Source organism: Pseudomonas sp. TNT3, assembly GCF_010095445.2.
Lineage (GTDB): Bacteria > Pseudomonadota > Gammaproteobacteria > Pseudomonadales > Pseudomonadaceae > Aquipseudomonas.
Genome location: NZ_WFGV02000026.1, coordinates 57,721 through 82,375 on the forward strand (window position 1 = coordinate 57,721; position 24,655 = coordinate 82,375).

The window sequence follows — 24,655 nt, forward strand, 5'->3', positions numbered from 1 at the left end:
CCACGATCACTCAATTTCCTGCGTCGAGTCACAACAATGACAAACACTCGCAGCGACTGGGAGCAACGCTTCCAGTCCCTAACCATAGAAAGCCGCGCCTTCATCGACGGCCAATACCGCTCGGCACTCAGCGGTGACACTTTCGAATGCACCAGCCCGGTCGACGGCCGATTCCTGGCCAACGTCGCGAGCACTGACGAAGCCGACGCCAACGCAGCAGTCGCCGTCGCACGCCGCACCTTCGAATCCGGCATTTGGGCCAATCTCGCCCCGGCCGAACGCAAGCGCATCCTGATCCGCTTCGCCGACCTCATTCTGGCCAACCAGGAAGAACTCGCCTTGCTCGAAACCCTCGACATGGGCAAACCGATCAACGACTCGATGAGCATCGACATCCCGGCGACCGCCAACGCGATCCGCTGGAGCGCCGAAGCCATCGACAAGATCTACGACGAAGTCGCCGCCACGCCCCACGATCAGCTCGGCCTGATCACCCGCGAGCCGGCGGGTGTGGTCGCCGCCATCGTGCCGTGGAACTTCCCGCTGATCATGGCCAGCTGGAAGTTCGCTCCAGCCCTGGCGGCCGGTAACTCGTTCATCCTCAAGCCTTCGGAAAAGTCGCCACTGACGGCTATCCGCATCGCCCAGCTTGCGCTGGATGCCGGCATCCCGAGAGGCGTATTCAACGTGCTGCCAGGCTTCGGTCACACCGTCGGCAAGGCACTGGCGTTGCACATGGACGTCGATGTACTGGCGTTCACCGGCTCGACCGCGATTGCCAAGCAACTGCTGATCTACGCCGGCCAAAGCAACATGAAACGCGTCTGGCTCGAAGCAGGGGGAAAGAGCCCGAACGTGGTGTTCGCCGACGCGCCGGATTTGCGCGCGGCAGCACAAGCCGCAGCCGGCGCCATCGCCTTCAACCAGGGCGAAGTCTGTACCGCCGGCTCGCGTTTGCTGGTGGAGCGTTCGATTCGCGAGCAGTTCATTCCGCTTCTGGTGGAAGCGTTGCAAGCCTGGAAACCGGGGCACGCTCTGGACCCGGACACCACGGTCGGTGCGGTCGTCGATCAGCGTCAGCTGGACAACGTGTTGCGTTATATCCAGGTCGGCAAAGACCAGGGCGCGCAACTGATCGCGGGCGGCAGCCGAACCCTCGAAGACACCGGAGGCCTGTACGTGGAACCGGCCATTTTCGACGGCGTGACCAACGCCATGACCATCGCCCGTGAAGAAATTTTCGGCCCTGTGTTGTCGCTGATCACCTTCGACACGGTTGAAGAAGCCCTGGCCATCGCCAACGACAGCATCTTCGGTCTGGCCGCCGGCGTCTGGACCAGCAACCTGAGCAAGGCTCACACCTTCGCACGTGGTTTGCGCGCCGGCAGTGTCTGGGTCAACCAGTACGACGGCGGCGACATGACCGCGCCGTTCGGCGGGTACAAGCAGTCGGGTAACGGACGGGACAAATCGCTGCACGCGTTCGATAAATACACCGAACTCAAAGCGACCTGGATCAAGCTCTAATACTTCTACAACGGCGGTCGCAGGCGTGCCTGCGACCTTCGGAGAAACCTATGAAACAAACCCATGTAAACAGCTACTACGCCGCCACCCGCAACTTCACCGGTGATTTTCCGGTGCTGGAACAGGCTGTGGACTGCGACGTCTGCATCATCGGCGCTGGCTACACTGGCCTGTCCTCGGCCCTGTTCCTGGCCGAAGCCGGCTACAGCGTCACCGTACTCGAAGCCGCCAAAGTCGGTTTTGGTGCCAGCGGTCGCAACGGCGGTCAACTGGTCAACTCCTATAGTCGCGACGTCGATGTGATCGAAGAGCGCTACGGCGACAAAACCGCCGAAGTACTCGGCAGCATGATCTTCGAAGGCGCGGACATCATTCGTCAGCGCATACAGCACTACGACATTCAGTGCGACTACAAGCCCGGTGGCATTTTTGCTGCGCTGAACAAAAAGCAACTCAAAGGCCTGGCCGAGCAGAAAAGCAGCTGGGAACGCTACGGCAACAAGAACCTTAGAATGCTCGACGCGGCCGACATCAAGCGCGAAGTTGGTTGCGACAACTACGTCGGCGGCCTGCTCGACATGCAGGGCGGCCACATCCATCCGCTGAACCTGGCCCTCGGTGAGGCCTCGGCCATCATCGGCCTGGGTGGCAAGATCTACGAACAATCGGCCGCAGTGGAAATCACCTACGGCGAGCCGATTACCGTACGCACCGCCAAAGGCGTGGTCCGCGCCAAATACCTGCTGATCGCCGGAAACGCCTACCTGCCGCAAGACCTCGACAGCCGCGTCACGCGTAAAAGCATGCCGTGCGGTTCGCAGATCGTCGTCACCGAACCGTTGTCCGAAAAGGTTGCGCGCAGCCTGATCAAAAACAACTACTGCGTCGAAGACTGCAACTACCTGCTCGACTACTACCGCCTCACCGCTGACAACCGCCTGCTGTACGGCGGCGGCGTGGTCTACGGCGCCCGCGAACCGGACGACATCGAACAACTGATCAAGCCGAAGATCCTCAAGACCTTCCCGCAACTCAAAGACGTGAAAATCGATTACCGCTGGACCGGCAACTTCCTGCTGACCATGTCGCGCATGCCGCAATTCGGCCGTATCGAGAAAAACGCCTACTACATGCAAGGCTACAGCGGCCACGGCGTCACCTGCTCGCACCTGGCCGGCAAACTGATCTCGGAAATGATCCGCGGCGACGCCGAACGCTTCGATGCTTTCGCATCATTGCCGCACATGCCGATGATCGGCGGCCGCACCTTCCAGGCCCCGCTCACCGCCATGGGCGCCGCGTACTACGCGCTGCGCGATCGATTCGGGATCTAAGCGACACAATCCCTGTAGGAGCGAGCCTGCTCGCGATGAGGCCCTGTCAGTCGCCAAGAATGTCGCCTGACACTCCGCCATCGCTAGCAGGCTAGCTCCCACAGAGATCCAGTTTGAGCAAAAAATCCACGGCCAACCGGGACCAAACTGTAGGAGTGAGCCTGCTCGCGATGAGGTCCTGTCAGTCGCCAAGAATTTCGCCTGACACACCGCCATCGCTAGCAGGCTAGCTCCCACAGAGATCCAGTTTGAGCAAAAAATCCACGGCCAACCGGGACCAAACTGTAGGAGTGAGCCTGCTCGCGATGAGGCCCTGTCAGTCGCCAAGAATGTCGCCTGACACACCGCCATCGCTAGCAGGCTAGCTCCCACAGAGATCCAGTTTGAGCAAAAAATCCACGGCCAACCGGGACCAAACTGTAGGAGTGAGCCTGCTCGCGAAGAGGCCATACCAGCCGCCATCAATCCCGACTGACACCCAGTGACAGCCATTTCACCCACCCATTCATCGAACCTGCTGAGCAACACCACCAAACGTGATTTAATACCCGACTTTCAAATTTCCGGGACAGGGAAGCGGTACTTTCGCGGCCAAAAGTCGCCCGCCATCCACCCCCATAACCCTTAAGTTTTCCTCACATAAGGCTGTCATGGACACGGGCTCACGACTCAAACTAGTACGCGAAAGCTACAAACTCTCCCAGCGCGAGCTGGCCCGGCGTAGCGGCGTCACCAATGCCACCATCTCCCTGATCGAGCAAAATCGCGTCAGTCCCTCCGTCAGTTCCCTGAAAAAACTGCTCGAAGGCATTCCCATGTCTTTGGCGGACTTCTTCACCTTCGATCAACCGCCCCGTGAACATCAATACGTGTTCCGCGCTAACGAACAGCCGGACCTCGGTCGCCATGGCCTGCGGTTGCTACTGATCGGGGCTTCGGTGCCAAGCCGGCAGATGCGGCTTCTGCGCGAGCAATACGCACCGGGAGCGAGTTCAGGGGAAGAGCCGATCGTGCACTCGGAAGGCGAGGAGTGTGGGCTGGTTACGCGAGGCACTGTGGAGCTGACGGTTGATGGCCAGATCAGCGTGCTCAACGCGGGCGACGGTTACTACTTCCCGACAACGCTGCCGCATCGGTTTCGCAACATCGGTCAGGACGAAGCAGAAATCATCAGCGCCAACACCCCGGCTAACTTCTAATCTCAGTATCCCCCCTGTAGCAGCTGGCGAAGCCTGCGTCCGGCTGCGAAGCAGTCGTAAACCCACGCCACACGGTTCGTCTGATACGCAACGTCCGCGTTTTATGACCGCAGCGGTCGAGAGCGACCCCGGAGCCAATCCAGGCGTCGCCGCTGCGACAGATTTGCGAGTTATTGATCAATTCGGCGGGATTTGGGCGACTTCGCCGCCCAGCTGGAGCAAGTTCCTTCTCCACAATGAGTAGTTTTCTACAAGATTTCAGAACGGAAAATTAGAAGAACTCAGCCTACGACCGCCCCCATATCAAGTATTGGGCCGCCAGAAACAACAAAGCCCCGACAATTCGGGGCTTTGTTTTATGAAGATTTTGAAATCCTGGTACTAAGGCCAGTCCGTCCTGCGCTACTGCCTGGCCTGCGGCGAATGCGGATTCTGAGCCGTGTGCTTCGGCCCTGCCAGCGCCCACGCCACAAGTCCAAACAGCGGTACAAACACGATCACCACTATCCATACCAGCTTGTTGCTCGATTTCCCCTCGGCTTTACGCACCCGATTAATCGCCCACAACTCGACCAGCACAAGAATTGCCGCGAGTACGATCCAGATCGTTTCGATTTGCATTAGCCACCTCCTGATAGTCCTTTCGTTAGGTGGGCAACGGCGTGCGGGGTTCATTTTATCGGTGTGCAAAGTTCCACTAGCGTGCCATCCGGGCATCGGACGTAGGACACGGTTTGACCCCAGGGCTTGACCAGCGGGGCGGCTATTTCCGTGGCGCCGACACTCAGCGCTTTGGCGTGAGCGGTGGTGACGTCTTCGGTGACAAGGCCGACTTCCATGCCCAGCGGCATGATCGAGCTGTGGGCCGCGACGTGGCCGCCGCTGAAGTTCATGGCGGCGAGCTCATCGGCGGCGAAGGCCAGGGCGGTTTCACCGGTTTCGAGTTCGCCGTAGGTGTTGGATTCGTGGAGAAAGCGCGTGGTGAGGCCGAATGCGGTTTCGAAGAATTGCAGCGAGGCGGGAACGTCGGAGACGTAGATGATCAGGTAGCCGAATTTCATGGACGAACATTCCTTGTTGAGAAATTGGGGCATGAATGTAGCAGATTGCATCGAAAGTCTGGTTTCCAGGAAATGCCTTACAGTTCGGATCTGAAGCGGGATGGGAACGGTCTGATTCAAGTTCGCTCGCGAGGCTGTGCCATTCAGCATCCATGCTAACTGTCAGTGCCTCACCCCGAGCAAACCCACCACCTTGAACCTACCGAACTCCCGCCCCCGCCATCGATTCCGGCACCCATTGCGCCGTCGACAGCGGCTCGATATACCGAATCCCGCCATGCGGACCAACCACGCCATTGATGTTGTAGCTGCCGCGCGACAGGTCGTACGTCATGAAAGGGGTAGCGTCCGGGACTTGCTGGTCATAGCTCTGGCTGAGGAACGCGAAGGAGCCACGGTAAAGCTGGCCACTTGCGTCGTACTGATCGGACGCCAGCGCGGCCCAGCTGTCTTCATCCAGGTAAAAACGGCGTTTCTGGTAGATGTGTTTTGAACCCGACTTGAGGTTGCCCTCGACCACATAAACACGGTGTTTTTCCCAGCGCACGAAATCCGGTGAGATGTAATTGGGCGTGGTCAGCGACTTGGCATCCCGCGCGTAGGTCAGCTTGTAGGTGTTGTAGGGCACGATCATTTCCTGCTTGCCCACCAGCGTCCAGTCATACAGCTCCAGCGCGCGGGCGGTGCCGGGGTTGGGTGTGTCGTAGGCCAGGACCGAAATCTGTTTGACGCGGCGCTGGGCCGGCATGTATTGCCAGGCGCGGCCGGGAAAGTGCAGCGGGTTGGTGGCGTTCTTGAGCATGATCGACTCGCCAGCGCGCCGCGCAGGTCCGGTATAGGACAGTTTCATCTGATGGTAGATGTCGGAGTTGTTGAAGGGCTTCGACAGGTGTTCGTAAATCGGGAAGGAAATGAAGGCCTCGCCGGTGATCGCCAGGCTTGCCACGCCGGCCGAGTCGACGTTCCAGGAATCGTACTTGGAATGGATGTTCACGCCCTGGTAGCGCAGCAAAAAATTCCACATCGCCTCGGCGCCCGATTTCGGGATGGGAAACGGCACGCCGGGCAATACGTTGTCGATGGCTAACCCGCCTTCAAGGGATTTGGCGTCGATGGCATTGCGGCGGCTGTTGTTGAGCACTTTCTGGGGCAGCGCTGCAGTCCTGTGGGTCGGGTATACGTCGATGCGGTAACCGGGGAAGCGCTTGGCCAGCGCCACCGTGGTGGCTGATAGCAGGTCTTTATACTGATCGACGTTCCTGCCATTGATCACCAACAGCGGCTTTTCGTTGGCGTAAGGATCCGGGCGCATGCTGTCGCCGGCCTTGAAACTGGCGGGGGCAGTGGTCAAGCCACCGCTGTATGGCGGAATGGAGCCGTCGGCGTTACCGGCTTTCTCAGCGCCCACCAACGTGAGGTTGGTGCCCAGTTGTGCGGCTTCCTGACTCGATACGGAGGCTTGGGTATCGATGGCAAGCGTCATAAACATTGACGCCGCGAGAAGACTTTTCACGAATTTCATATTGTTATTCTCTTGCTTGGGCACTCGCAGACGCGTCACTCGGGAGCAGCAGACGCGTTCGTCGGTTCAAGTGCGGCTGGCTGAATCGCCAGAAGCTTTTTTTAGTACTGACATTAAAGAGCCCACGAATCATGGGTGCTTTTCTTTTGACGACAGGCGCTTCACTTTTGATGACAGAGCATCCTGGCCCCGGACCCACGCGGGACCAGAAACGGTGAAGCCTCAAGCTTGGCGAATAACGTGCAAATTCACCTCAGCACTAAAGTGACTTGTCACGGTCAATAATTCCCGCACATCGTCAGCGGTCCTCCGACCGGGAGCCGACCGGTTCTACTTCGATGGTTTGATCAAGGAAAGTGAAAGGATGCTTGCCGCAATGTAACTAGCCACTGCCTCATTGAGTCTCCGTAAATCGAGACTCTCCGCACGTTTTTCCTCTATTCAATACAAAGAATTTAAAGCATGAACCTTCGCAAAATTGCAGTAGGGCTGTCGGCCCTTGTTTTGCTCTCGAACGGCGCGCAAGCCCGCAGCCTGTTTGATCTCCTTAAACCGCCCGCCGAGCACCAGCAACACACATCCCGTTCGGGTTCGATCAACCAGAACGCGGCGTTGGACCTCTATTCAAACAAACAGAAACAGGCCTCCTTTGATGGCTGTGCAGACCTGTTTCCGGCGGCGAAACCGATCAATCTCGCCACTGTGCCTGCAACCATGAAACCCCTGGCCCTGTGTTCCGACAACTTCGCGGTGCTGTACTCGCAAACCAGCAAGACGCCAATGGTCGTTGTCGAACGCCTCAATTCAGCCCTGTTGCAGGACGCCAAAGGTGAGGAACGCACCAACCAGTTCTACCCGGACCCGCGTATCCCCAAGAGTGGGCGGGCAGAGTTGAGCGACTATCGCAGCCAGCACCCGGCCGTGGACCGTGGGCATCAATCGCCGGCGGCCGATGCACCGAGCCCTAATGCCATGGCTCAATCCTTCGCGCTGTCGAACATGGTGCCGCAGGACCCGACCAACAATCGGAAGATCTGGAGCAAAGTCGAATCGGACGTCAGAAAGTTTGCGAAGCGCGCCGATGGCAATGTGTTTGTCTTTACCGGCCCGTTGTTTGACCAAGGCCACACCACCATCGGCAACAACAAGGTCTGGGTCCCGACTCGCCTGTTCAAGCTGGTTTACGACGCATCGTCCAAACGCGCCTGGGCCTACGTGTTACCGAACGCTGAAACCCGTATCGAAAAGCCGATGGACTACGACACTTTCGTGAAGAGTACCGGGCTCAAATTGCTGGGCAATCTGCCAGTGACAGGTTCCGTCGGACGCACTTGATGGCTTGACGGGTGACACGCCCAGTTTGAAAACAAAAAAAACCACATCATCGAGCGTAATGCTGTTCATTTAAGAAATTTTGAACTGAATGCAAACCTGTGGCGAGGGAGTTTACTCCCGCTGGGGCGCGAAGCGGCCCCATGCTTTGATATGAAAAGCAGGGGGCTGCTGCGCAACCCAGCGGGAGTAAACTCCCTCGCCACAGGTAGGGTGTCGCGGTGGTTTTTTTGCGTCGGAAACGACGAACGCTCCCTTACACAGCGTTAGCCAGTTTCCCGCTCGACAGGCGACGTTTGTACGCCGTGTCGCGGTTTGCCAACCAATAGTAGAGCGGCGAAGTGATCAACAAACCCACCAACCAGGACAAGTCAGCCCCGTTGATGTGCTCCGAAATCGGCCCCACATACAGCGGCGTATTCATGAATGGAATCTGCACCACAATCCCGATCGCATACGCCAACAGCGCCTGGGGGTTGTATCGGCCATAGATTCCGCCATCGACCTGAAAGATCGAGTTGATGTCGTACTTGCCTTTGTGAATCGCGTAGAAGTCGATCAGGTTGATCGCGGTCCACGGCACCAGGACCACAAGCAATACCAGCACCATGTCGACGAAGTGGCCGATGAAATCCGCCGAGGCACCGACAGCGGCGAAGCAGCAGCCGGCGAGGACGATGATCGAGATGACGGCGCGGCTTTTGGCCGTGGGGATCCAGCGGTAGGCGAAGGTTTGCACCAGGGTGATCAGCGACAGCACGGCGCCGTAGAGGTTAAGGGCGTTGTGGCTGATGACGCTGAGCAGGAACAGCACCAGCATCAACGGGCCGATGGAACCGGTCGCGAGTTTGACGGCGTCCATGGTGTCCATGCCGACTGGCGTTGCGAGGACCGCGACGGCGCCGAAGATGAACGAGAGGCTGGAGCCGAGCACGGTGCCCAGGTACGTGGTCCAGAAGGTCGAGGCCACCGGTACATCCGCCGGCAGGTAGCGCGAGTAGTCGCTGACATAGGGCGCGAAGGCGATCTGCCAGAGCGCGGCGAGGGATACGGTGGCCAGCCAGCCTGAGATGTTGAAGCCGCCACGGGTGAGGAAATCGGCGGTCTGCACGTGGGTAAAAATGTAGCCAAAACCCAGCACGATGCCGGCGCCAAGTACCCAGGTACCGATGCGGTTGAGCACGTGGATGAAGCGGTAGCCGATGATGCCGATGATGCCCGATCCCACGGCGCCGATGACGATGCCCACCGGTACCGGAATGGTATCGACCACACCGTGCAGGGACTTGCCGGCAAGGACGATGTTGGACGCGAAGAAGCCGATGTACATGATGCCGGCGATCAGCACCACCAGCAGCGCGCCGAGTGAGCCGAACTGCGCACGGCTCTGGATCATTTGCGGGATGCCCATCTGCGGGCCTTGGGCCGAGTGCAGCGCCATCAGCACTCCGCCGACCAGGTGACCCACGAGGATAGCGACGATGCCCCACACCAGGTTCAGGTGGAACAGCTGCACGCCGAGGGCGCCGGTGACGATGGGCAGCGGGGCGATGTTGCCGCCGAACCAGAGGGTGAACAGGTCCCTTGTCTTTCCATGGCGATCTTCGGGCGGCACGTAGCCTATCGTGTGTTTTTCGATGAGCGGGGCGGACGTTGTTGCGGAGGTGACCATGACGAACTCCAAGGCAATGTGAGTACGTTTTCGTACTTCGGTGAGCGCCGCGCGAACGACGCTTTTCTTGTTGGAGTGATGATGTGCGGTGGTGGAGGAGAGATAAATTAGTAAGTTTGTTGCTACAGACGTTAAAAAAAGTATGCCCGTGGATCAGGTGGGTCCGGTATTTTTCAGCGGGATCACACGACTGCGAAATCCCTGAATTTGATCCCCTTTTTTGCGAGCACCGCAGTGCCCTGTAGGAGCTGTCGAGTGAAACGAGGCTGCGATCTTTTGATGTTGTTTTTAAAGAGCAAGATCAAAAGATCGCAGTCTCGTTTCACTCGACAGCTCCTACACAGCTCCTACACAGCTCCTACAGGGAATGGTGTTGATCAATCAGTTGCTGATCGATCGCAGCATCCGTTGCAGCAGCGCGTCGCAGCCATTCAATTGTTCAAGGCTGACAAACTCGTCCGGTTTATGTCCCTGATCCATGCTGCCTGGGCCGCAGACGACGGTGGGTATGCCTGCCGCGTCGAATAGACCGCCCTCTGTCCCGAACGCCACGGTGCCGAACTCTCGGGAACCGGAGAACGCCGCAATCAACTCAGCCGCTTCACTGTGCGCATCAGTTGCCAAGCCGGGATAGGCCGACAACTCGCTGAAACGTATGTCGCTCTGCTCACTCACCGCGCGCATGCGAGGCAGCACTTGCTGCTCGGCAAAGGCCTGCAATTGCTGCGCAACTTCGCTGGGATCATGGGAGGGCAGGGTGCGAATTTCAAAGTCGAATCGGCAATCGGCGGGCACGATGTTCAGCGCCTTCCCGCCGGAAATGACACCGGTCTGCACCGTACTGAAAGGCGGATCGAAACGAACGTCGTGATGCTCGGGCGCCTTGAGGCGATGGCCAATCCGGCCCAGTTCACTGATCAACTCAGCGGCGTATTCAATCGCATTGACCCCGAGCGGCGCATACGCGGAATGACAGGCCTCGCCATGAACATCGCAGCGCATCGCGAGCTTGCCTTTGTGGCCCAGCACCGGCTTCAGCTCGGTCGGCTCACCGATGATGCAGAGCATCGGTTTGACCGGGCGCTTTGCCAATTCCGACAGCAGCGATCGAACGCCCAGGCAACCCACTTCTTCATCGTACGACAGCGCAATGTGCACCGGCTTTTTCAGGTCGGCCCGCACCAGCGATGGCACCAGGGCGAGCACGCAGGCGATATAGCCTTTCATATCCGCCGTGCCACGCCCGTACAACTTGCCGTCACGCTCGGTCAGCTCGAAGGGCGCCAGGGTCCACGGCTGGTCATCGACCGGCACCACATCGGTGTGCCCGGACAAGACAATGCCCGGCCGTTGCGCGGGGCCGATGGTCGCGAACAGATTGGCCTTGCTGCGCTGTTCGTTGTAGATCAGTTCACAGGGCACATCGAAACCCGCGAGGTAATCGCGCACGAATTCGATCAGGTGCAGGTTTGATTCACGGCTGGTGGTATCGAACCCCACCAGGGTCTTCAGCAAGTCGAGGCTGGTGCTCATCGATTGTCTCCGGCGACTCCGTAGCCTGGGGATTTGTCGGGCGCGAGGGCGCGGTCGATGTAGTCCTGTACCTGTGGGCGATAGGCGTCCCAGAGTTTTTCCAGCTCGGCGATCGGGTTTTCATCAGCCCAGTCGACCCGAAGGTTGATGATCGGCCACGTCAGCTCACCGACCACTACCATCGCGGCGGAGTGCACCGGTCCGGCTTCACCGCCTGCTGCAATAGCGGCTTTCATGGCGGCGAGCAAGCGGTCGGCCAGTTGACCTTCGCCCTGTTCGAACGCATTGACCATTGCTTCGATGACGGCGCGGTCCGCGAGCATGTTTCCCGCCGCGACACATTGCTCACCGGATACGGCATTGTGATTACCCAGGGTCTCGCTGCCGCTGAAATGCGCGGTGCGGCCGAGATGATCGATGGCGGTGATCTGTCGGTACTGGCTGTAACCGTTGCGCGTCAGCACCTTGTCCAACGCCTCGGCAGGTGCCAGGCCTTGTTCCATCAGGGCGAGGGTTTCCGGGCCGAGGGAGGGCAGGGTGATGTTCTGCGTCGAGACCGCGCCGACACCGGGCAGCAGCCACGGGCAGCGGGCACCGACGGCGATGCTGGAGGAACTGATGGCGATGCCGAACTGGCCGGTTTCGGGGCAACGGGCGGCGATGGAGAAGGTCATGGTTTGATTCCTTGGTTAGCCTTGACGGGTGCGTGTCTGAAAGGGCGCCATCGCGGGCAAGCCCGCTCCCACAGGGATTGGCAGCGGCCACAAAATGTGTGCACGACGACTTGCCCTGTGGGAGCGAGCTTGCTCGCGATACCGCAACTCGGTCCTCCCGACTACTCAGGAATCACCGCAATCACATCAATCTCCATCAACCATTGCGGCTGCCCCAACGCCGACACCACCAATCCGGTCGAAATCGGAAACACACCTTTGAGCCACTTCCCGACTTCCTGATACACCGGCTCGCGATAACGCGGATCGATCAAATAGGTCGTGGTTTTGACAATGTGACTCAAGTCGCTGCCAGCCTCTTCCAGCAACTGCTTGACGTTGCGCATCGCCTGCTCGGTCTGTGCACGCGGGTCACCGAGGCCGATCAGTTTGCCCTCGAAATCGGTCCCGACCTGGCCACGGACATACACCGTGTTGCCGGCGCGCACGGCCTGGCAAAGGTCGTTGTCCAGGCTCTGGTTCGGGTAGGTTTCCTTGGTGTTGAACATGCGAATACGGGTATGGGTTGGCGTGGACATGTGTGGCTCCTGAAGAAAGAATTAAGCACTGACCGGCGTTTTAGCCGTGACCGCAAGTGGCTCGGCCTGACGTTGAGCGGCATCGTGGTAGTCCAGGTAAGAACGCTGGATGGCGATGTGATCGGCCACGTATTTGGCGTCGTGCCAGACGCCCCAAATGAACGAAGAACCCCGGCGGGATTGCCACGGCAGGCCGAGGAAATAAATGCCTGGCTCGCTGGCGACACCGCGCTGATGCTGTGGTTTTCCGTGGCCATCGAAGGCGTCAACCTTCAGCCAGCTGTAATCCGTGGCGAAACCGGTGGCCCAGATGATCGACGTCACGCCGGCCTTGGCCAGGTCGAGTTCCAGGATCGGATGAGTGACGCATTCCGGGTCCGGGAACGTGTGCCGCGCCTCGGGCTCTTCCGGCAGGTCCAGGCCATTGCGTTCGATGTAGGCGTCGGCGGCATTCAGCAGCGCCAGGTAATTCTCGTCACCGCGCGCCAGGTTCTCGGCCAGATTCGGCTGGAAAGTCGCCACCGCGCCATTGAACGCCTGGGTCAGCCCGACCAGCGTCATTCCGCGATGGGCCAGGCCCCGGAAGTCCACGGTGCGCCCGCCATGAGCACCACTGACCGCAATGGTCACGTGCTCCCGACCAGGCTTCATGGCGGCCTGATCCCACTCGCCGAGTACACCCAGCCACCAGCAGAAATCACGGTTGCGATAAGCGCGAGGAGGGCGGTCGTGTGCGCCCACAGACAGGTAGACCTTCTTGCCGGCGCGCTGCAATTCATCGGCGATCTGCACACCCGATGAGCCTGCGCCGACCACCAGCACGGCACCTTCGGGCAACTGCGCAGGATTACGGTAGTCAGCGGAATGGATCTGCTGGAGCGGCACGTCTTTCGGCGCGATCGGCGGGATGACCGGACGCTGGAACGGCCCGGTGGCCGCGACAACACGGTTGGCTTCGATCACGCCCTCGGAGGTTTCGATGGTGAAGCCCGGACGACCCACATTACGTTCGACCTTCAGTACATCCACGCCGGTACGGATGGGGGCGTTGAATTTCTTTGCGTACGCTTCGAAGTAATCGGCTACCCGCTCTTTCGGGGCGAAGCCGTCGGGGCTGAGGTCGTCGAACTCAAGACCGGGAAATCGATCGTGCCACGCCGGACCGTTGGCCACCAACGAGTCCCAGCGCCCGGTGCGCCAACGCTCGGCAATACGGTTGCGCTCCAGCACCAGGTGCGGCACGCCGAGTTTGCTCAGGTGCTCGCTCATCGCCACGCCAGCCTGACCGGCGCCCACAATCAGCGTGTCTGTTTTTATTTTATCAGTGGTCATCTCTCTACCCTTCGATGTGGGATTCAGGCGGTTATGGCCTGCCATCTCTTGGGCTCAAGACTAGGGATCACCCTGGTATCGGTAAAATATTATTAAGCTGGCATTTGAGTATAAATAACTGATGCAGAGTGTTTTGTTCCCCGTGACGGGTAGGAGCAGAGCGCATCTGCTGTTAATGACAGAGGTGTCTGTCAGGGTTTTCTATTTTTGCGTAGGAATCTTCTGGATTTTGTCCGAAGGGTGGAATGGCTCCGTCGGATGGTCCATCGTTTGCGCCACTGAAAGGATTTTTGTCACGGCAATGATTGTCGTGTGTATGTCTGGAGGCGGTGATGACGTCAAGCAGTTTTCAAAACGAAGTGCCCAAGGCACGGGTCAACATAAAACTCGATTTGCATACCGGCGGTGCGCAGAAAAAAGTCGAGTTGCCATTGAAGTTAATGGTGATGGGTGATTACAGCAACGGCAAAGAGCAGCGGGTAATCTCGGAACGCACCAAAATCGGCATCAACAAAAATAATTTCGACAGCGTACTGGCCCAGTTCTCCCCGGACCTGAAGCTGGCGGTAAAAAACACCCTCGTGGATGACAGCGCCGAAAGCCCGGTCGAATTGAATTTTCAAAGCATGAAGGATTTCGAGCCTGAGCAGGTGGCCCGGCAGATCCCGCAACTGCGCGCATTGCTGGCCATGCGCAACCTGTTGCGCGACCTCAAGTCGAACTTGCTGGACAACGCCACCTTTCGACACGAACTGGAGCGCATCCTCAAAGATGATGCACTGAGTGATGAGCTGCGAGCTGAATTGGCCGCCTTGGCACCCCAAGAAAGTCGTTAATTCACTTCAGATTATTTAAAGGGAATTTTTTCGTAATGAACACAGAAAGTTCTAACGTGCAATCGCGCGGCGCTACAGTGTTGTCTGAAGAAAGCAAAGGCGTTTATAGCGCCCTGTTTGGCAAGATCAATCTCAGTCCAATTACAACATTGGGCGGAATCGAAGTTTTCCAAAATGCCGAAGCGCTTTCTGAAGCCTCTGTCGATGAACGGGTAACGGCCGCCGTCAGTGTATTCATGAATTTGCTCAAGCAGTCCGCACAGAAAGTCGAGCGTCTGGACAAGACGCTACTGGATGAACACATAGCGTCCCTGGATGCACAGATCAGTCGCCAACTTGACGCCGTCATGCACCACCCTGATTTCCAGCGAGTGGAATCAACATGGCGGGGTGTCAAATCGTTGGTCGATCAGACGGATTTCCGCCAGAACGTCCGTATCGAATTGCTGGATGTCAGCAAGGATCACCTGGTCCAGGACTTCGAGGACGCACCGGAAATCGCCCAGAGTGGTTTGTATGTTCATACCTATATCCAGGAATACGACACGCCGGGTGGTGAGCCGATAGCGGCGGCCATTTCCAACTATGAATTCGACCGCAGTCCACAGGACATTGCCCTGTTGCGCAATATTTCCAAGGTGTCGGCGGCAGCGCACATGCCTTTCATAGGTTCTGTCGGTCCCGCCTTTTTTGGCAAAAAATCGATGGAAGAAGTTGCGGCCATCAAGGATATCGGCAACTACTTTGACCGTGCGGAGTACATCAAGTGGAAGGCCTTCCGTGATAGCGATGACGCGCGCTACATCGGCTTGCTCATGCCGCGCGTGCTGGGCCGACTGCCTTATGGCCCGGACACCATTCCAGTACGCAGCTTCAATTACATCGAAAGCGTCAAGGGGCCGGATCACGACAAGTACCTGTGGACCAATGCCTCGTTTGCCTTCGCTGCAAACATGGTGAAGAGCTTTATTGCCAATGGCTGGTGCGTGCAGATTCGGGGCCCTCAGTCGGGTGGCGCCGTCACCGAGTTGCCGATCCACTTGTACGATCTGGGTACCGGGAACCAGGTGAAGATTCCATCGGAAGTGATGATTCCGGAGACCCGCGAATTTGAATTCGCCAACCTCGGCTTCATTCCACTCTCCTATTACAAGAATCGCGATTACGCCTGTTTCTTCTCGGCCAACTCGACCCAGAAGCCGGCGCTGTACGACACGGCGGACGCCACTGCCAACAGTCGGATCAACGCACGATTGCCCTACATCTTCCTGCTCTCGCGCATTGCTCACTATTTGAAGCTGATCCAGCGCGAGAACATCGGTACGACCAAAGATCGTCGTTTACTGGAACTGGAACTGAACAAATGGATCGGCAGCCTGGTGACTGAAATGACGGATCCGGGTGACGACTTGCAGGCGTCGCACCCGCTGCGTGATGCGAAAGTCACAGTCGAAGACATCGAAGACAATCCAGGCTTCTTCCGCGTCAAGTTGTATGCCGTACCGCATTTCCAGGTGGAAGGCATGGACGTCAATTTGTCCCTGGTTTCGCAGATGCCCAAGGCGAAGGCCTAAGCCCCTTCGACCCCAATCACTTCGTAGGGAAACGACGTAATGAAGATAGACCGCCCCTTATGGGTCGCGGGGGCTCTGTTGTCTCCGCAGCAATTCCAGCAGCAAGCGCGCTGGGAAGCCTGGGCCAACGAGCGACTCGCGCATTTGTCCCTGGTGCATCCCTGGGGCGTTCAGGCCGTGGCGTTTGACCTGCAAGCACTGCGATTGGGCAAGCTCAAAGCCACTCAGCTGTGCTTGCGAATGCCCGATGGCACCTTGATCGATACCGATCATATAGACCGGCTGCCACCGGGTCTGGAGTTGACCAGCCTGCTGCCCGATGACATTCAGAACCCGATATTGGTATTGGCATTGCCACTGGAACAAGCCAATGGCAACAACTGCCTTTTCGACGCTACCAGGGCAGATCGGCCGATCCGCTATCGCCAGGCCTGGCGTGATGTGCAGGACGTTTATGCCGACGAGGTGCAATCGATCGCCGTTCTGGAGCACATGCTGAGCCTGCGCTTCGATCACGACGAGAACGGCGATTACCTGACATGTCCCATTGCACGTCTGGTGCGCGACGGGCAGGGCGGATGGAGCCTCGATCCAGCCTATGTGCCGCCGCTGCTCAGCTTCGCTGCTCATCCCGGCTTGCTGATCCAGTTCGACAACCTGCTGACCCAGCTGGCTGCCAAGCGCCAACGACTGATGGGCATGCGCCGGGAGAGCAACCAGCGCATGGCAGACTTTGCCGTGGCCGATGTATCGCTGTTCTGGTTACTCAACGCCCTGAACACCTACCAACCGGTACTGATGGATTTCAAAGCCTGGCCCGTGCGACATCCCGAACAGGTCTATCTGGAATTGACGAAGCTGGCCGGCGGCTTGCTGACCTTTTCCCTGGAACACGATCTCGACCAGATACCCGCGTACCGGCACGAACACCTGGAAGCGGTGTTCCCGCCGTTGATGGGCATGATCTCCACGCTGCTCGAGGCGAGTCTTCCTTCGCGGGTTGTTGCACTGACATTGGAGAACAGCAGTGCCAACCGTTGGCAGGTCACCCTCAATGATGCCCGACTGCGCGAACGTGATAGCGCGGACTTCTATCTGTCCGTGCGGTGCCGGCTGCCAGCAGTTGAACTGCAAGGCCAGTTCCCGCGCCTGTGCAAGGTCGGTACCCCGGATGATGTCGATCATCTGATCAACGCCGCGCTCGATGGTGTGCCGTTGCAATCGCTCAGCCATGTCCCGGCAGCCATCCCCCTGCGTCTGGAAAACCAGTACTTCGCCCTTGATCTGAGCCACCCCAAGGGGCAAGCCATGCTGGCGGCAGGGGTCTGTGCATTCTACGTCCCGAGCACTCTGGTCGACGTGAAGCTTGAACTGTTCGCGGTGCTGCGCACATGAACCTGAACCCATCCAACGACCCTACGTCGATGTCCGTGGATATCGACGCCCTGTTGCAGGACAGCTACCTGTTGGTCGTGGAGCTGCGACAGGGGGCTTGCGCGCTGAACACAGACAAACTGTCGGCGCTTTGCATCAAGCAGATCGAACTCGTTCGCCGCCTGCTCAAGGAGGCAGGCCTGAGCTCGCGCAGCATCGACCACATCAGCCATGCTCAATGCGCTTTGCTGGATGAAACCGTGCTGGGTCGCGGCAAGGATGAAGACCATGCCAAATGGGCACGCAAGCCCTTGCAGGCAAGGTTTTTCAACCGTCATCAGGCCGGTGAGTTTCTGTATGAAGACATGCGCGAAGTGCTGCGCGAACCTTCGGCCGACCAGCATGTGCTGACAGCCTTTCATCGGGTGCTGATGCTCGGTTTTCAGGGCCGTTATCGTGATGCGAACGATCCCGAGCGTGAACAACTGGTAGTCGCCCTGACAGCCCGTGTAGCGCCTTTGAAACTCAGTCATACGTTACCGACCCACATTAATGTGGGTCGCCGGATGAAGGCGTTTTACTGGTTGCGTTCGCCATTGGCTCATGTGCTGGCGGCCAGCCTGCTGCTCGTGGGTGTCTGGTGGGGGCTGGATCATCTGTTGAATGGCGTCATCGCCTCGCTCTCATCGGTCCAGGCGTGAGGGGCAAATGACGCTGAAACTCAAGAAAGCACTGTTGCTGTGGACGGGTGCGCTTGCATTGGCGCTGTTGGCCTTTCTCCCGCTTGCAGGCTGGGGGCAACTATTCACGGCGTTGACGGTGATGTGTGGCGTCGCGCTCGCCTTGATTCAGGCAGTACGCCGGGCTTCGCGCCAGCGCAAACGCCTGGAGTTTGCGCACAGATTGACGCTGCCTCCAGCGGCTTACCGTCAGCCCGTGATACTGGTGTGCGGTGACGGGCTGGATGGTCTGTTTGGTGCGACAGCCGACGAACAACCCGCGCTACGCGTGACCGAACACGGATGTTATTTGCGGGTATCTCATCTGGAGCAACTGCCGCACTTAACTGACAGCATCATGGCCGTGCGGCCGCAATGGTGCGGTCAGCTCAGTGTGATGTTCGTTGCCAACCCGGCTGAACACACTGATGCCGCGATGCTGGCCGGGCAGGTGCATGCGTTCAGTTATCAGTGGGCACAGAGTCGCAAGCACGGCCTGGCACTGCCGCTTCTGCTGGTGAGCTATCTGCAAGCCTCACGAGGCGAGGGGCCCTGGTTCAGCTGGGAAGCAGGCCAATCGAATTCACGTGTTTACGAGGCCGGCGCTTGCCACAGTCTGGGCGAATGGCAACGTCAAATTGTCAACGGCGTGGCGACGACCCATCGCTTCCAGACCAGCGTGCAACTCGACAGTGCAGCGGCTTGGTTGGCTGATCACGTCATGCCACATTTGACGGCCTATAAACGCCATGCTGTCAGCCCGCCGACGGTCAGTGCGATCACGCTTGTGCCGGCATTGCCCCATAGCGTGAAAGGCAACCTGTGGCAGCATTGGCTGCGTGACAAGGGGGCGCTAGTAGAACACGCGCCAGCGGTCGGCACGTCTCTGCCGTTTCCCGACCCCTTGCTGCATTTGCTTCCCACGAAAGCTCAACGATCTCCAGTGCATCGCGCCGGTGTGATTGCCGTGTGGTTGTTCACCGCCGCAGGTGTCATGGCCTTGGCCAGCTCCGCCTGGCAGAACACGTTGCTGCTACGCCAGGTCAGTGACGACCTGCGCCGTTACACGACCATTGCGCCGTTAGAGCACCGTGACAGGCCCGGGTTTGTCCTGCGTGAGGAGGCATTGAGTGCTCTACGCGAGGACGCAGCGCGTCTGGACAGTTACTACCGGCAAGGTGAGCCACTTGCATTAGGACTCGGCCTGTATCGCGGTGAAATTCTGCGAACCCGGCTGCTGTCGACGATTGCCGATCACCGTGAACTCTCGGCGGGACCAATGCCCGTGGGAGCACCCAGGCCGGTGCGGCTGAACAGCCTGTCGCTGTTCCGCACCGGTAGCGCACAACTCAAGCCTGAGTCGACCAAGGTACTGATCGATGCCTTGAACGACATCAAGGCTCAGCCTGGCTGGTTGATTGTCATCACCGGGCACACCGACGCCGTTGGCAGTGACGATCACAATCTAAAGCTCTCCCGAGACCGCGCCTCGGCGGTGCACGACTGGATGCGCCAAATGGGTGGCATCCCAGACAACTGTTTTGCAGTGCAGGGCATTGGCAAAAGCCAACCCATCGCCAGCAATGACACCGAAGCCGGGCGCTCGGCCAACCGTCGCGTCGATATCCGTCTGGTGCCGGAAGTGGGGGCGTGCGAGTTCCCCACGGCGGGACCAGACCTGCAACCCCCTGTCGCCTTACGCGACATCCATCCAAGAAAAGGAGTTTCACATGGCAATTCCGGTTTACCTGTGGCTGAAAGATGACGGCGGCGCCGACATCAAAGGGTCGGTGGACGTACAGAAGCGTCAGGGAAGTATTGAGGTGGTCGCCCAGGACCATAGCCTTTACATCCCGACCGACAACAACACGGGCAAGTTGACCGGGACGCGGGTGCACACCCCGTTCCTCTTTACCAAGGAAATCGACTCCTCCAGTCCGTATCTCTACAAGGCGGTGACCACCGGACAGACGCTCAAGAGCGCCGAGTTCAAGTGGTACCGCATTGATGAAGGCGGCGAGGAGGTCGAGTACTTCATCACCAAGTTGGAAAACGTAAAGGTCGTGAAAGTCGCGCCAAAAATGCACGACGTCAAGGACCCGGCCAAGGAGAAGCACAACCACCTGGAACAGGTTGAGTTGCGTTACGAAAAGGTCACCTGGACCTACAAGGACGGCAACATCATCCACTCCGATTCCTGGAACGAACGCCAGAGCGCCTGATGCAACAGGTCCGGCAGACAGGTTCAAGTCTGCCGGACCTCTGGTGTGCAGGGTTGAGCGTCTGTTCGCGGGCGCTCAGCCAAACACATCAAGCGCCAGGCTTATTGCTTGCCCCGACGACACCTCGCGAATACCGAACAAGGATGTAACGCATGACACAGAATTCCACGCGCTTGCTTCGCCGCCTCAACCCCTACTGCGCCCAGGCGCTCAGTGCGGCGGCTTCGTTGTGTCAAAGCCGTGCCCATGCACAGGTCAGCATCGAGCACTGGCTGCTCAAGTTGCTGGAGCAAGGCGAGGGGGACCTGACCCTTATTGCCCGACGTTATGAATGGGATATGGATGCCCTCTGGCGTGGCCTGCTGGACCATCTCGATACGCTGCCGCGCAGTGTGCAGAGCAAGCCGCAGCTAGACGGCAAGCTGCAGGAACTGATCAGAAGTGCCTGGTTGCGGGCGTCACTCGAAGGCCACGAAAACTTGCGATCGGTACATGTGCTCGGCGCCTTGCTGGAAGCTCCCAACCTGCTCGCGTGCGATGCCGCCTGGCCCTTGCTCAGCCTTGGCCAAATTCAGCTGCAACGATTGTTCCCCCTCCTGGATCAACATTCCGAAGAGCGCCCGGAGGTGCAGCAACCAGACGAGCTTGGCAGCGCAGACGTGCTTCAACCGCTCGCCACTTCACCAGCCCGTGACGCCCGGAGCGACGCTTTGCAGACGGTCCTGGACAAGTTCACCCAGGACATCACCGCCAAGGCCAGGGCAGGGCACATCGATCCCGTATTCGGTCGCGATGATGAGATCCGTCAGGTCATCGACATCCTCAGTCGTCGGCGCAAGAACAATCCAATCCTGGTCGGCGATCCTGGAGTTGGCAAGACCGCACTGGTCGAAGGACTGGCGTTACGCATTGCCGAGGGCAATGTGCCCGACAGCTTGAAACCGGTGAGTGTGCGCACCCTGGACCTGGGATTGCTACAGGCGGGGGCGGGGGTCAAAGGCGAGTTCGAACAGCGGCTGAAAAATGTCATCGATGCCGTACAGCAGTCGGCTAATCCGGTACTGCTGTTTATCGACGAAGCCCATACCCTGATCGGCGCCGGCAACCAGGAAGGCGGCACCGACGCCGCCAATTTGCTCAAGCCGGCTCTGGCTCGGGGCGAATTGCGCACCATCGCCGCCACCACCTGGAGCGAATACAAACAGTACTTTGAGCGTGATGCCGCCTTGGAACGGCGCTTTCAAATGGTCAAAGTGGACGAACCGGATGACGTCAATGCCTGCCTCATGTTACGAGGTCTCAAAGCCCGTTATGCCAGTCATCACGGCGTGCACATCCAGGATGCGGCGGTTCAGGCGGCGGTCAACCTGTCACGGCGTTATCTGACGGGTAGGCAATTGCCGGACAAAGCCATTGATCTGCTCGACACCGCCAGTGCGCGGGTACGCATGAACCGCGATTGCGAACCTCAGGCACTGGTCCGGATCAAGGCCGGTCTGGCAGCTCTGGAACTGGAACGACAGGCGCATGAAGAGGACGCTCGGCTTTGCGGCGGTACTCCAAGCGAGCGCCTCAACATGATCGCCACGCAAGAAGCCGAACTCCTTCAACAGCAGACCGACCTGCTGCGGCAATACCGACTCGAGCACTCCCTGACCCGGCAATTGCTCGATGAACGCCAGATCGATTCCCCATCGTTGAGCGTCCGCGCACAGGTGCAACGGCAACTTGTCGAGATTCAGGGCGAACAACCATTACTCTCCCTGGATGTCGGTGTGCGTGATGTGGCCGAAGTCATTGCCGACTGGACCGGTGTGCCCATGGGCAATCTGCTCAAGGACGAACAGACCAGCCTGTTGGCTTTGGAACAGCAGTTGAGCGAGCGGGTCATTGGCCAGAATTCCGCGCTGAGTGCGCTGGCTCAGCGCCTGCGCGCCGCCAAGACTGGCCTGACGGAAGAGAAAGCCCCGTTGGGAGTATTCCTGCTGGTGGGCACCAGTGGCGTCGGCAAAACCGAAACCGCCCTGGCCTTGGCCGACTGCCTGTTTGGTGGCGAGAAATCGCTGATCACCTTGAACCTCTCCGAGTACCAGGAAGCTCACACGGTCAGCCAGCTCAAAGGTTCGCCGCCGGGTTACGTCGGTTACGGCCAGGGCGGTGTATTGACCGAAGCAGTGCGACAGCGGCCCTACAGCATCGTATTGCTTGATGAAGTGGAAAAGGCCCACCGCGACGTCCTGAACCTGTTCTATCAAGTCTTTGATCGTGGCTTCATGCGCGATGGCGAAGGGCGCGAAATCGACTTTCGCAACACCGTCATTCTCATGACCTCCAATCTTGGCAGCGATGTGCTGCAAGCGGGACTTCAGGAACAACCCGAAGCATCGGACAGTACCCTGCACGAATGGCTGCGGCCCACCCTGCGTGAGCATTTTCAACCGGCGTTGCTGGCGCGTTTTCAGACCCTGATTTATCGGCCGTTGCAACCCGAGGCACTCAAACAGATTGTTGCGCTGAAACTCGCTCGGGTCGCCAACCGCCTGCAGCGCCATTACGGCCTGAACTGTGTGATCGACGACTCACTGAACGATGCGTTGGTAACCGCCTGCTTACTACCCGACACCGGCGCCCGCAATGTCGACAGCCTGCTCAACCAGCAGATCTTGCCCGTTCTCAGTCAGCAATTACTACAGCGTCAGGCAGCCAAACAAAAAACCCGCAGCGTCACTCTCAGCCATAGCGACGATGAAGGCATCATCCTCTGTTTCGCCGACGCAATGAGCGCGGATATGCCTGTCGTGACGGAGGCCTGAACATGCTCACCCAACTGCCCGCTTTCTTCGACCACAGCCGCCACAAACTCGAGGTCCGCCGCGTCGACCTGCCCCTCGACGTCCTGGCCTTCCATGGCGAAGAACGCCTCAGCCAACCCTTCACCTACCTCATCGAGTTCACCTCCACTGAACTCGACATCGGCGCCGAGCAGTTGCTCAACAAACACGCCCAGTTCAGCCTCTTCCCCGCCGTGCAACCGCTGTTCATCCGCGGCCTGCCCAAGCCCGAGATCAACCCCCTGCGCACCTTGCGCGGGGTGATCACCGGCTTCAAGCGCCTGTCCGGCTCCAACGACGAAGCCCGCTACGAAATCACCCTGCAACCGCGCCTCGCACGACTGGGCAGGGGCCAACAGTGCCGCATCTACCAGCATCAATCCGTGCCGGAAATCGTCGAGCACATCCTGCGCAGTCGTCACGACTTCGAAGGCCAGGACTTCCTTTTCCACCTGCACCGCGACTACCCCAAGCGCGAACAGGTCATGCAGTTCGGCGAAAGCGACCTGGCCTTCATCGACCGCCTGCTGGCTGAAGTCGGCATCTGGTACCGCTTCACCAGTGACGACCGCCTGCACATCGACGTCGTCGAATTCCACGACGACCAGCGCGCCTACCAGTTCGACGTCGAGCTGCCGTACCGCCCGCCTTCCGGGCTCAGCAGCAGTGATCAGGATGGCGTGTGGCACCTGCAATCGAGCCACGCCGTGGTCGAGCAACACGTCAACATCCGCGCCTACCACCACCGTGACGCCCGCGCCCATCTGGACGGCGAAATCGACCAGACCCACGGCGCCACGACCAACTACGGCGAGGCCTACCACTACGCCGAACCCTACACCGTGCTCGGCGACCGCTACGACCAGGACGAAGACCTGCAAAGCGAAAGTGGCTACTTCTACGCCCGCCTGCGCCACGAACGCTACCTCAATGCCCAGACCCGACTCAGCGGCATCAGCAGCAGCGCCACCCTGGCAACCGGCCAGGTGCTGAAAATCTCCGGCGGCGCGCCCCAGGCCTTCGAGCCCGGCAGCGTCATCACCCAACTGATCACCCAGGCTGCTCGCGACCGCAGCTTTGAAGCGCATTTCCAGGCCATCCCCTACGCGCAAACCGTGTGTTTTCGTCCACCGCTGCCGGCCAAACCACAAATCGCCGGCACCATCCCCGCCCGCATCACCAACCCCCAGGCCAACGATCCGTACGCTGAAATCGACCTCGAAGGCCGCTACCGGGTCAACTTCCTGTTCGACCGCGACACCTGGAACCCCGGCCTGGAAAGCATGTGGCTACGCCTCGCCCGACCCTACGCCGGCGACACCCACGGCCTGCACC

20 protein-coding genes are annotated in these 24,655 nt (G+C 59.1%); 12 read left to right on the forward strand and 8 right to left on the reverse strand.

Annotation, left to right across the window (positions count from 1 at the left end; genetic code table 11):
* Nucleotides 1-36 precede the first annotated feature (36 nt).
* The 3 genes from GBC55_RS16580 to GBC55_RS16590 all read left to right on the forward strand — a co-directional run bounded on the left by GBC55_RS16580 (nt 37) and on the right by GBC55_RS16590 (nt 4,060).
* Nucleotides 37-1,527, forward strand: a complete 1,491-nt coding sequence (locus GBC55_RS16580) for an aldehyde dehydrogenase (protein ID WP_162438478.1) — start codon at nt 37-39, stop codon at nt 1,525-1,527.
* Between the two features lie 50 nt (nt 1,528-1,577).
* Nucleotides 1,578-2,861, forward strand: coding sequence for an FAD-binding oxidoreductase (locus GBC55_RS16585; RefSeq protein WP_162438479.1), 1,284 nt, complete (start codon nt 1,578-1,580; stop codon nt 2,859-2,861).
* Between the two features lie 650 nt (nt 2,862-3,511).
* A complete protein-coding gene (locus GBC55_RS16590) occupies nt 3,512-4,060 on the forward strand; it encodes a cupin domain-containing protein (RefSeq protein WP_028623608.1) in 549 nt (182 codons plus the stop codon).
* Between the two features lie 402 nt (nt 4,061-4,462).
* Here the strand turns inward: GBC55_RS16590 and GBC55_RS16595 are convergent, their stop codons facing one another.
* The 3 genes from GBC55_RS16595 to GBC55_RS16605 all read right to left on the reverse strand — a co-directional run bounded on the left by GBC55_RS16595 (nt 4,463) and on the right by GBC55_RS16605 (nt 6,643).
* Nucleotides 4,463-4,681: a PLD nuclease N-terminal domain-containing protein gene (locus GBC55_RS16595; protein WP_162438480.1), complete on the reverse strand. Its 219-nt coding sequence runs from the start codon at nt 4,679-4,681 to the stop codon at nt 4,463-4,465.
* A gap of 50 nt (nt 4,682-4,731) precedes the next feature.
* Nucleotides 4,732-5,121 (reverse strand): VOC family protein, encoded by a 390-nt coding sequence (locus GBC55_RS16600; protein ID WP_162438481.1) that lies wholly within the window; start codon nt 5,119-5,121, stop codon nt 4,732-4,734.
* Between the two features lie 199 nt (nt 5,122-5,320).
* On the reverse strand, nt 5,321-6,643 hold the full coding sequence (locus tag GBC55_RS16605; protein WP_162438482.1) for a DUF1329 domain-containing protein: 1,323 nt from the start codon (nt 6,641-6,643) through the stop codon (nt 5,321-5,323).
* A 462-nt stretch (nt 6,644-7,105) separates the two neighbouring features.
* Here GBC55_RS16605 and GBC55_RS16610 point away from each other — a divergent pair, with 462 nt between their 5' ends.
* Nucleotides 7,106-7,978, forward strand: coding sequence for a DNA/RNA non-specific endonuclease (locus GBC55_RS16610; RefSeq protein WP_162438483.1), 873 nt, complete (start codon nt 7,106-7,108; stop codon nt 7,976-7,978).
* Nucleotides 7,979-8,231: 253 nt separating this feature from the next.
* On the opposite strand, the gene GBC55_RS16615 is transcribed toward GBC55_RS16610, so the two are convergent.
* From GBC55_RS16615 to GBC55_RS16635, 5 genes are all read right to left on the reverse strand, one after another.
* Nucleotides 8,232-9,647 (reverse strand): cytosine permease, encoded by a 1,416-nt coding sequence (locus GBC55_RS16615; RefSeq protein WP_162438484.1) that lies wholly within the window; start codon nt 9,645-9,647, stop codon nt 8,232-8,234.
* A gap of 381 nt (nt 9,648-10,028) precedes the next feature.
* Nucleotides 10,029-11,180: an acetylornithine deacetylase gene (argE, locus tag GBC55_RS16620; RefSeq protein WP_162438485.1), complete on the reverse strand. Its 1,152-nt coding sequence runs from the start codon at nt 11,178-11,180 to the stop codon at nt 10,029-10,031.
* Nucleotides 11,177-11,854: a DUF1028 domain-containing protein gene (locus GBC55_RS16625; protein WP_162438486.1), complete on the reverse strand. Its 678-nt coding sequence runs from the start codon at nt 11,852-11,854 to the stop codon at nt 11,177-11,179. The genes argE and GBC55_RS16625 overlap by 4 nt, the downstream gene beginning before the upstream one ends.
* Nucleotides 11,855-12,015: 161 nt before the next feature.
* Nucleotides 12,016-12,432 (reverse strand): RidA family protein, encoded by a 417-nt coding sequence (locus GBC55_RS16630; protein WP_162438487.1) that lies wholly within the window; start codon nt 12,430-12,432, stop codon nt 12,016-12,018.
* A 21-nt stretch (nt 12,433-12,453) separates the two neighbouring features.
* Nucleotides 12,454-13,764 carry an NAD(P)/FAD-dependent oxidoreductase gene (locus tag GBC55_RS16635; RefSeq protein WP_162438488.1) on the reverse strand — a complete coding sequence of 437 codons (1,311 nt, stop codon included), beginning with the start codon at nt 13,762-13,764 and terminating at the stop codon, nt 12,454-12,456.
* Between the two features lie 332 nt (nt 13,765-14,096).
* Here GBC55_RS16635 and tssB point away from each other — a divergent pair, with 332 nt between their 5' ends.
* The 8 genes from tssB to vgrG all read left to right on the forward strand — a co-directional run.
* Complete coding sequence (tssB, locus tag GBC55_RS16640; protein WP_162438489.1) at nt 14,097-14,600, forward strand: type VI secretion system contractile sheath small subunit; 504 nt, start codon at nt 14,097-14,099, stop codon at nt 14,598-14,600.
* A 35-nt stretch (nt 14,601-14,635) separates the two neighbouring features.
* The gene (gene tssC / locus GBC55_RS16645) at nt 14,636-16,174 is read left to right on the forward strand and encodes a type VI secretion system contractile sheath large subunit (protein ID WP_162438490.1); all 1,539 of its coding nucleotides are present in this window, start codon (nt 14,636-14,638) and stop codon (nt 16,172-16,174) included.
* A 39-nt stretch (nt 16,175-16,213) separates the two neighbouring features.
* The gene (tssK, locus tag GBC55_RS16650) at nt 16,214-17,569 is read left to right on the forward strand and encodes a type VI secretion system baseplate subunit TssK (protein ID WP_162438491.1); all 1,356 of its coding nucleotides are present in this window, start codon (nt 16,214-16,216) and stop codon (nt 17,567-17,569) included.
* A complete protein-coding gene (gene tssL, locus GBC55_RS16655; protein ID WP_162438492.1) occupies nt 17,566-18,249 on the forward strand; it encodes a type VI secretion system protein TssL, short form in 684 nt (227 codons plus the stop codon). Before tssK ends, tssL begins: the two co-directional genes overlap by 4 nt.
* A gap of 7 nt (nt 18,250-18,256) precedes the next feature.
* Nucleotides 18,257-20,032 (forward strand): OmpA family protein, encoded by a 1,776-nt coding sequence (locus GBC55_RS16660; RefSeq protein WP_162438493.1) that lies wholly within the window; start codon nt 18,257-18,259, stop codon nt 20,030-20,032.
* Complete coding sequence (locus GBC55_RS16665; RefSeq protein WP_162438494.1) at nt 19,998-20,489, forward strand: Hcp family type VI secretion system effector; 492 nt, start codon at nt 19,998-20,000, stop codon at nt 20,487-20,489. Before GBC55_RS16660 ends, GBC55_RS16665 begins: the two co-directional genes overlap by 35 nt.
* A gap of 152 nt (nt 20,490-20,641) precedes the next feature.
* Entirely contained in the window at nt 20,642-23,302 is a 2,661-nt protein-coding gene (gene tssH / locus GBC55_RS16670) for a type VI secretion system ATPase TssH (protein WP_162438495.1), read from the forward strand.
* Nucleotides 23,303-23,304: 2 nt separating this feature from the next.
* A partial coding sequence (gene vgrG / locus GBC55_RS16675; RefSeq protein WP_247266935.1) for a type VI secretion system tip protein VgrG occupies nt 23,305-24,655 on the forward strand: 1,351 nt, incomplete at its 3' end.